Raw genomic sequence first — 8,911 nt, forward strand, 5'->3', positions numbered from 1 at the left:
TGTGATCTACTATTCGGAACAGCTATTTAACTGGGTAGTAGAGGCTAGCCGCAGGGCTTGGCCATATTTGGCTTTTGCTTTCATGACTATTCCTTGTTGACGGCATAAATGGCTACGCCCGGATTGGCTTGCGCCAGTCCGGGTGAGGTCGTTATGCGATTTGAATGGGGAAGCGTAATTACTGCAGCAGAGTGAGTGCCTGATTCAGGGCTTGGGATTTGAGTTGGGCCCCCTGACCAAACCAGGCGGAGTCGAGCCGGTGATCTTGGCTGCGGGCACGGCGGTGGTGATCCACGTATTCAGTGACCGCATTGACCAGCCCCCAGGCGGTATTGCGGGAGCTCGCAAGTTCTGAGCCCATGCCTGCGCCCTGATAGAGCTCATGCAGCCGTTGTACCGGCTTGGTGAGAATGATGTTCTCCTCATCGAGCGGTTGCGCCAGCAAGTCGCTGAAAAAGCGCAGCGCCTCTTCGGGGGCTACGGGCCGCTGTGCCAGCGCCTTGGTCTGGATTTTGAACTCATCCCAATGGGAGAGCCCCAGCCCAAGCGACTCTTTGACAGCAGCGGCGTCGAACTGAGTGGAGTGGGGCACCTTGATGGCGCCGGTAGCGCCACGCAGTGCCATCTGCAGGGTGTTATTGCAAACCACCCGCAAAGAGGTGAACTGCGCCGTGGTGCAGAGCGTGCCGTCGCAGCTGGTCGCCAGCAGCAAATAGGACTTTACCAAGTCATTGCCTTTGAGCTTTAGGTCCTGACCTGTTTTAGCCAGAGCCCACAGCTTGCGGCCGCCTTTAAGCGAGCCTGCTGTTTCCAGCTCAAAGCCACCGGCTTCTACCAGATCTTGATAGAAGTGCAGCACCTCGTGAGGCTGTACCACGTTGTAGCGACTTGAGACCACCGATAGGGGGGCGAGGGTATCGGAGCGATACAGCACCTTGCTATCGCTGTAGGGACGGATATGCAGTGCATCGGAGGCGACGTTAAACATTACGTCACTCTGCTCAATGGTCCAATTCATCCCGGCTGCCTGCAGCCAGATATCGAGAGATTGTTGCGGGGGCAAGACATTGCCAAGGCCATGCCAAGGGGTTTGGCCGGTGTAGGCCATGGTGTCGATCAGGTGAGCCATATCTCCTCCAGGAATTGTGAAATGCAGACATCAGCCTGCTAACTCATGGAGGTGATGTAGGTTTGAAAGTTTATTGAATAGGATGTAGTCGTGTTTTTATTTGTGTGTGCTGTTAAGCAGCATACAGGTTGTTATGTTTGGACAATGCCCTTCATTGGAGATGTGGGTGCAGGATTGGTAAAAGAGGCTCAATCATGAAGGGTGTTTATAGCGTAGGCTAAAGCGTAGGCAGGTAAATAAATTTCAAAAAAACGCATTAAAATCAACATGTAAATACCCTTGCATCATGGGCGTGTGGGCGCTGAGATTGGCACCTGGCGCGGTGCCGGTAGATTGGTGTTGTGCGGTCATGTGCGATTCCAGAAGGGGCCTCTGCGGGCCAGTGTCTGCGGTGATGAGCCTTGAACTTGATGGCGCCATTCTACACATAAGCAGGGCGGCGGGGGAGGTCGGGTTCCGGGGTTGTCTCTGGCTGAGCGGGTCTTGGTGCTGCACATCGATGTCGGTGGGGGGCTGCCCGGCGGTTGCGGGCGACAGTGACGGGATCGCATAATGTGCCTCTTCAACGAATCAGCAGGAGCCGTGATGAAACTGGATGCAGAGATAGAGCACCTTGCCATCGAGCTGGGTAAGGCCCTCGGTCAGCGCGGTTGGCTGGCGGCGACCGCCGAATCCTGTACCGGTGGCGGGGTGGCGACGGCCATCACCGACATCGCGGGCAGCTCAGGCTGGTTCGATCGCGGTTTTGTCACCTACACCAACGAAGCCAAGCAGCAGATGCTGGGGGTGAGCGGCGAGAGCCTTGAGCAGCACGGCGCGGTGAGCGAAACCGTGGTGCTGGAGATGGCCCGCGGTGCGCTGGCGCACTCCTCTGCCGCCATCAGTGTTGCCATCAGCGGCATCGCCGGCCCCGGCGGTGCGACACCGGGCAAACCGGTCGGCACCGTCTGGTTTGCCTGGGCGGACCGCTCCGGCCGTCATCACTCCCTGTTGGCCCGTTTCGACGGGGATCGCCGGCAGGTGCGCCAGCAGGCGGTGAGACAGGCCTTGTCGGGTCTGTTGGCCCTGCTCAGATAAATTGGGCTTGATACTGTATGAATAGACAGTATACTTAGCTCAACTTCATTTTTACTCACGATTTCCAGCGGAGATTGGCATGGATCAGAACAAACAGAAGGCACTGGCGGCTGCGCTGGGTCAGATCGAAAAGCAGTTTGGCAAAGGCTCCATCATGCGTCTGGGCGACAGCAAGACCATGGATATCGAAGCCATCTCTACCGGTTCTCTCTCGCTGGATGTGGCGCTGGGCATCGGTGGTTTGCCGTGCGGTCGTATCGTCGAGATCTATGGCCCGGAATCTTCCGGTAAAACCACGCTGACCCTGCAGGTGATCGCCGAAGCACAGAAGAAGGGCAAGACCTGTGCCTTCGTCGATGCGGAGCACGCGCTGGATCCCATCTATGCCGCCAAGCTGGGCGTCAACGTCGACGACCTGCTGATCTCCCAGCCGGATACCGGTGAACAGGCGCTGGAAATCTGCGACATGCTGGTGCGCTCCAACGCCGTTGACGTCATCATCGTCGACTCTGTGGCGGCCCTGACCCCGAAAGCGGAAATCGAAGGCGAAATGGGGGATTCCCACGTCGGCCTGCAGGCCCGTCTGATGTCCCAGGCGCTGCGTAAACTGACCGCCAACATCAAGAACGCCAACTGCCTGTGTATCTTCATCAACCAGATCCGGATGAAGATCGGCGTCATGTTCGGCAGCCCGGAGACCACCACGGGTGGTAACGCCCTCAAGTTCTACGCCTCCGTGCGTCTGGATATCCGTCGCATCGGTGCCATCAAGGAAGGTGACGAAGTGGTCGGTAACGAGACCCGCGTCAAAGTGGTCAAGAACAAGGTGGCCCCGCCCTTCAAGCAGGCCGAGTTCCAGATTTTCTATGGCGCTGGTATCTCCAAAGAGGGCGAGCTGGTGGATCTGGGCGTCAAGCACAAGCTGATCGACAAGGCCGGTGCCTGGTACAGCTACAACGGCGAGAAGATCGGTCAGGGCAAGGCCAACGTCATGAAGCTGTTCGCCGAGAACAAGGCGATGGCTGGTGAAGTGGAAGCCCGTCTGCGCGAGCTGCTGCTCTCCGGTGCCGTACCTGTCGATGACAAGGCTGCGCCGGTTGAGGCAGAAGAGTTCGATGCCGAAAGCGAACAAGAGTTCGAATAAGGAACAAAGGAAGGCCGGGTTGATACCCGGCCTTGTTATTTATGGTTGATGAATCTGCTGACAAACCGGTCGAACTCACTTTTGAAGAGCAACTGGCGGCGGCCCGCGCCTTTGCCATGCGCAGTCTTGCTCGCCGCGAAAGCGCCGAGTCCGAGCTGGCCAGACGGCTGCGCCAGCAGGGCTATCAGGAAGGGGTGATCGAGGCGGTTGTCGATTATTGCCGGGGTTATAACTGGGTCAACGACGAGCGCTATGGCGCCATGGCGGTAAGAGCCGGGGCGGCCAAGGGGCATGGTCCCATCAAGATCCGTTTCGAGCTGCGCCGCAAGGGACTGGATGACAACCAGATTGACGTCGCCTTCGAGCAACCGGAGCTGGACTGGTTTGAACTGGCCCTGGCGCTGTTGGAGCGGCGAGCCAACGTGGCCGACCTTGCCGATTTCAAGCTGCGGATGAAGTGGCTCAAATACCTGCTGGGGCGCGGCTTTACCCAGGAACAGGGACGCTATGCGTTGAGCGCCTTGCAGGAGCGCGAGCTGTAACCACACCGTTTCTGCTCTCCTGCAAGCCGTCGCAGCCTGTTGATGGCCAGCAGGGATGATGGTGGCGCGCTTGCCATCTAGCCCCAACACTCAGCAGCCAAGATTGTCATGGCGCAGTTCTGCATCTCGCATGATGCCTGTTGCTTGGGTTGTCTGTTTCGTCTTTCCCATCGCCGCCATGGACATGGTGGCATGCCCTTTGCCTCGGGTGTCTGTGGATTCAGCAACTTGCATCCTGGTGGCGGACGCGGTGGGAGGCTCCTCGGCAGCAGGCCGATTTTCCGCTGCCATCGGCCAGAACCATGGCTGAAAACGCCCCGGTTTGTCTCCCTTTTCTCCCAGCCCCCATTTATGCGCGCTTTTTCACCCGTGGCGGCCCTGTCCGTTTTACTTTACCCCGCAGAAAACTTACATTAATGCGGTTAAAAGTCCGTATTCGAATCAAGCAGGATTTTCCATGTATATGTCCACGTCAGAGATTCGCGCCGCGTTTCTCGAGTATTTCCGTTCCCAGGGGCACCAGGTTGTCTCCTCCAGCTCGCTGGTACCGCATAACGACCCGACCCTGTTGTTTACCAACGCGGGTATGAACCAGTTCAAGGACGTGTTCCTTGGCGCAGACAAGCGTGCCTACAATCGCGCGACGACTTCCCAGCGTTGCGTGCGTGCCGGTGGTAAGCACAACGATCTGGAAAACGTCGGCTATACCGCTCGTCACCACACCTTCTTCGAAATGCTGGGCAACTTCAGCTTTGGCGACTACTTCAAGCAGGATGCCATCAAGTTTGCATGGGGTTTCCTGACCGAGGTGCTGCAACTGCCGAAAGAGCGCCTGCTGGTGACCGTCTACGCGACTGACGATGAAGCTTTCGACATCTGGGAAAAAGAGGTCGGTGTGCCGGCTGATCGCATCGTGCGCATCGGTGACAACAAGGGCGCACCGTATGCCTCAGACAACTTCTGGGCGATGGGCGATACCGGTCCGTGCGGTCCCTGCACCGAGATCTTCTACGACCACGGCGATCACATCTGGGGTGGCCGTCCCGGCTCACCGGAAGAGGATGGCGACCGTTTCATCGAGATCTGGAACGTGGTGTTCATGCAGTTCAACCGTCAGGCTGACGGCACCATGGAGCCGCTGCCCCGTCCGTCCGTGGATACCGGCATGGGTCTGGAGCGTATCTCCGCCATCATGCAGGGTGTGCACTCCAACTACGAAATCGACATCTTCCAGGCGCTGATCAAGAAAGCGGCCGAGATTGTCGGCACCACCGACCTGAGCAACCAGTCCCTGCGCGTCATCGCCGACCACATCCGCTCCTGCGCCTTCCTGGTGGCAGATGGCGTGATGCCGTCCAACGAAGGTCGCGGCTACGTGCTGCGTCGCATCATCCGCCGCGCCGTGCGTCACGGTCGCAAGCTGGGTGCCACCGAGGTGTTCTTCTACAAACTGGCTGCCGAGCTGGCGGCACAGATGAAGGATGTCGCCGCCGAGCTGATCGCCCAGCTGCCGCTGGTCGAGCGCGTGCTGCGCATCGAAGAGGAGCAGTTCGTCCGCACTCTGGACAGAGGCCTGCTGCTGCTGGAAGACGTGCTGGCCAACCTGGGCGACGCCAAGGTCATTCCGGGCGAGGTGGTGTTCAAGCTGTATGACACTTACGGCTTCCCGGCCGACCTGACGGCCGACGTGGTGCGCGAGCGCGAGATCGGCATCGACGAAGAGGGCTTCAAGGCCGAGATGGAGAAGCAGCGTGCTCGCGCCAAAGAGGCCTCCAGCTTCGGCGTGAACTACAACGAGATGCTCAAGCTCGACTTCGAGACTCCCTTCACCGGTTACAAGACCCTGAGCGATCGCACTCGTGTGGTCGGCATCTATAAGGGTGTGGACGAGGTGAGCGGTCTCATCGCCGGTGACGAAGCGGTCATCGTGCTGGAGCAGACTCCCTTCTACGCCGAGTCCGGCGGCCAGATCGGTGACAGCGGTACCCTGAAAGTGGACGACGGCATCTTTGCCGTGACCGATACCGTCAAAGCGGGCAAGGCGATCATCCACAAGGGCTACATGGAGCTGGGCACCCTGGAGAAAGGGGCCGAGGTCGAAGCCGTGGTCGATGGCGAGCGTCGCCAGGCCATCGCCCTGAACCACTCAGTGACTCACCTGTTGCACGCTGCCCTGCGTCAGGCGCTGGGTGATCATGTGACCCAGAAAGGCTCTCTGGTGGGCGCCGAGCGCATGCGCTTTGACTTTTCCCACTTCGAGGGGATGACCATGGCGACCATTCGCCGGGTCGAGGAGCTGGTCAACAACCAGATCCGCGCCAACCACGAAATCACCACCCAGCTGATGGACCTGGAAGCCGCCAAGTCGGCCGGCGCCATGGCGCTGTTTGGTGAGAAATACGAAGACGACGTGCGCGTGGTGCGCATGGGTGACTACTCCACCGAGCTGTGCGGCGGTACTCACGCCAAGCGTACCGGTGACATCGGCTTCTTCAAGATCATCGCCGAGAGCGGCATCGCCGCCGGCGTGCGCCGTATCGAAGCGGTGACCGGCAAGGCCGCCATCGACTTCATGCATCAGGTCGGCGAGCAGATCGAAGAGGCTGCCGCCCTGGTGAAAGGCGACCAGTTCTGCATCGCCGACAAGATTCGCCAGGTGTTGGACAAGGCCAAGATGATGGAGCGCGAGCTGGAGCAGCTCAAGGCCAAGCTGGCCGCTCAGGCCGGTAACGATCTGCTGGGTCAGGTCATCGAGATCAAGGGTCAGAAGGTGCTGGTTGCAGCGCTGGAAGGAGCCGCTCCGAAATCCCTGCGCGGCATGCTGGATGAACTGAAGAACCAGATGAAGTCCGGTGTCGTGCTGCTGGCCACCAGTGGCGAGGGCAAGGTCAACCTGATCGCGGGCGTCACCAACGACCTGACCGGCAAGGTCAAGGCCGGTGAGCTGGTCAATCTGGTCGCCCAGCAGGTGGGTGGCAAGGGCGGCGGTCGTCCCGACATGGCCCAGGCGGGTGGTACCCAGCCCGAGGCGGTGCCGGCAGCCCTGCAATCCGTACACTCCTGGCTGGAAGAGCGCCTGTAATAGGGCGAGGTGATCTGTGGCACTCTATGTACAGAAGTACGGCGGCACCTCGGTCGGCACGCTGGAGCGGATCGAGGCGGTAGCTGAGCGGGTCGAGCAGACCCGCGCCCAGGGACATGACGTGGTGGTGGTGGTCTCCGCCATGTCGGGCGAAACCAACCGGTTGCTGGGCATGGCCCAGCAGCTGGATCCTGATGCCAACCGGCGCGAGATGGATGTGCTGGTCTCCACCGGTGAACAGGTCACCATAGCGCTGCTGGCGATCGCGTTGAACAAACGCGGTTGTCCTGCGGTCTCAATGACCGGCGATCAGGTTCGCATTCATACCGATTCCGCCTATGGCAAGGCGCGCATCACCCACATCGACACCGAGCAGGTTCAGGCTGAACTGGGTGCGGGCAAGGTGGTGGTGATCGCCGGCTTCCAGGGCCGTGACGAGCACAATGCCATCACGACGCTGGGCCGCGGTGGTTCTGACACCACGGCGGTTGCCGTGGCGGCGGCCATCAAGGCCGATGAATGCCAGATCTTTACCGATGTGGATGGGGTCTATACCACGGATCCGCGCATCGAGCCCAAGGCGCGCCGTCTCGATACCATCACCTTCGAGGAGATGTTGGAGATGGCCAGTCTCGGCGCCAAGGTGCTGCAGATCCGTTCGGTGGAATTCGCGGGCAAGTACCGCGTACCGCTGCGGGTGCTGTCGAGCTTTGTCGATGGAGAGGGAACCTTAATCACATATGGAGGTGAGAGGATGGAAGCTCCCCTGGTATCCGGGATAGCGTTCAATCGCAACGAGGCGAGCCTGACCATTCTGGGTGTGCCGGACAGGCCCACCGTGGCTGCGCAGATCCTGAATCCGATCAGCGACGCCAACATTGATGTCGACATGATAGTGCAGAACACGCTGGGCGATGGGACCGCCGACTTCACCTTCACGGTGAATCGCGATGACTATCGCCGGGCGCGCGCCCTGCTGGAGGAGACCGCCAGCGAGCTGGGGGCCGCCTGCGTGCAGGGCAACGGTGAGATCGCCAAGGTTTCCATCGTCGGAGTCGGGATGTGGAACCATCCTGGCGTCGCCCGCACCATGTTCAAGGTATTGGGCGAGGAGGGGATCAACATGCAGTTGATTTCCACCTCTGAAATCAAGATATCCGTGGTGATTGACGAGAAGTACCTGGAGCTGGCAGTGCGTGCCTTGCACTCCGCTTTTGGGCTGGATCAGGAGCCTCATGAGCAGCCCTTGGGAAACAATCCCTGATTGATTTAGTTTCAACCATTTACCATATCGGTATCTTTGTAAGATAATGTCGCATATCGATATAAATACAAAACAGGATACAGGAGCAAGCGAATGCTTATTTTGACTCGTCGTGTAGGGGAAACCCTGATGATTGGTGACGAAGTGACTGTCACCGTACTGGGCGTAAAAGGCAATCAGGTTCGTATCGGTGTGAACGCACCGAAAGAGGTCTCCGTACACCGCGAAGAGATCTACCAGCGCATCCAGGCCGAGAAAGTTCCGGGCCAATCCGGCTTCTAAGCGGCGTTAATGGCTGTGACAAGGCGACACCTCATGTGTCGCCTTTTGTTTTTCCGGGGGGCTGAAAATCGTGCTGCAGGGAGCAAAAGAGCGGGATAAGTGTCGATATTGCTTGAATATTCCACGCTTTGACCAAATGCTGAGCGAACGCGCTTTTTTCTCCAAAAAAGTGTTTGACTAAAAATCCCTGTGAAGTATTATCAGCCCCGCAAACGGAGAGGTGGCCGAGAGGCTGAAGGCGCTCCCCTGCTAAGGGAGTATGCGGCTTATACCCGCATCGGGGGTTCGAATCCCCCCTTCTCCGCCATTTGCGCCCGTAGCTCAGCTGGATAGAGTACCTGGCTACGAACCAGGTGGTCAGAGGTTCGAATCCTCTCGGGCGCACCATATG

Annotated in this window: 7 protein-coding genes and 2 tRNA genes; 8 read left to right on the forward strand and 1 reads right to left on the reverse strand. The window is 59.0% G+C overall.

What is annotated here, in order from left to right; genetic code table 11:
* Positions 1-178 precede the first annotated feature (178 nt).
* Entirely contained in the window at positions 179-1,129 is a 951-nt protein-coding gene (locus tag PG899_RS15445; RefSeq protein ID WP_043851987.1) for a DUF932 domain-containing protein, read from the reverse strand.
* Between the two features lie 585 nt (positions 1,130-1,714).
* Here PG899_RS15445 and pncC point away from each other — a divergent pair.
* The 8 genes from pncC to PG899_RS15485 all read left to right on the forward strand — a co-directional run bounded on the left by pncC (position 1,715) and on the right by PG899_RS15485 (position 8,907).
* Positions 1,715-2,206: a nicotinamide-nucleotide amidase gene (gene pncC / locus PG899_RS15450; protein WP_077095157.1), complete on the forward strand. Its 492-nt coding sequence runs from the start codon at positions 1,715-1,717 to the stop codon at positions 2,204-2,206.
* A gap of 79 nt (positions 2,207-2,285) precedes the next feature.
* The gene (recA, locus tag PG899_RS15455) at positions 2,286-3,350 is read left to right on the forward strand and encodes a recombinase RecA (RefSeq protein ID WP_011707431.1); all 1,065 of its coding nucleotides are present in this window, start codon (positions 2,286-2,288) and stop codon (positions 3,348-3,350) included.
* Between the two features lie 41 nt (positions 3,351-3,391).
* Positions 3,392-3,892, forward strand: coding sequence for a regulatory protein RecX (locus tag PG899_RS15460; RefSeq protein ID WP_077095156.1), 501 nt, complete (start codon positions 3,392-3,394; stop codon positions 3,890-3,892).
* A gap of 457 nt (positions 3,893-4,349) precedes the next feature.
* Entirely contained in the window at positions 4,350-6,974 is a 2,625-nt protein-coding gene (gene alaS, locus PG899_RS15465) for an alanine--tRNA ligase (protein ID WP_270697468.1), read from the forward strand.
* 16 nt (positions 6,975-6,990) lie between these two features.
* The gene (locus tag PG899_RS15470; RefSeq protein WP_011707428.1) at positions 6,991-8,238 is read left to right on the forward strand and encodes an aspartate kinase; all 1,248 of its coding nucleotides are present in this window, start codon (positions 6,991-6,993) and stop codon (positions 8,236-8,238) included.
* Between the two features lie 93 nt (positions 8,239-8,331).
* Entirely contained in the window at positions 8,332-8,520 is a 189-nt protein-coding gene (gene csrA / locus PG899_RS15475; protein ID WP_005305164.1) for a carbon storage regulator CsrA, read from the forward strand.
* 214 nt (positions 8,521-8,734) lie between these two features.
* Positions 8,735-8,827: transfer RNA gene (locus tag PG899_RS15480), tRNA-Ser, on the forward strand.
* Between the two features lie 3 nt (positions 8,828-8,830).
* Positions 8,831-8,907 (forward strand) — tRNA-Arg (locus tag PG899_RS15485).
* Positions 8,908-8,911: the final 4 nt, after the last annotated feature.

Source organism: Aeromonas sp. QDB39, assembly GCF_027707585.1.
Lineage (GTDB): Bacteria > Pseudomonadota > Gammaproteobacteria > Enterobacterales > Aeromonadaceae > Aeromonas > Aeromonas hydrophila.

Coding starts and splice junctions, on each gene's coding strand:
- csrA (WP_005305164.1), top strand. CDS start 8,332: ATGCTTATTTTGACTCGTCGTGTAGGGGAAACCCTGATGATTGGTGAC.
- PG899_RS15445 (WP_043851987.1), bottom strand. CDS start 1,129: ATGGCTCACCTGATCGACACCATGGCCTACACCGGCCAAACCCCTTGG.
- alaS (WP_270697468.1), top strand. CDS start 4,350: ATGTATATGTCCACGTCAGAGATTCGCGCCGCGTTTCTCGAGTATTTC.
- PG899_RS15460 (WP_077095156.1), top strand. CDS start 3,392: ATGGTTGATGAATCTGCTGACAAACCGGTCGAACTCACTTTTGAAGAG.
- pncC (WP_077095157.1), top strand. CDS start 1,715: ATGAAACTGGATGCAGAGATAGAGCACCTTGCCATCGAGCTGGGTAAG.
- recA (WP_011707431.1), top strand. CDS start 2,286: ATGGATCAGAACAAACAGAAGGCACTGGCGGCTGCGCTGGGTCAGATC.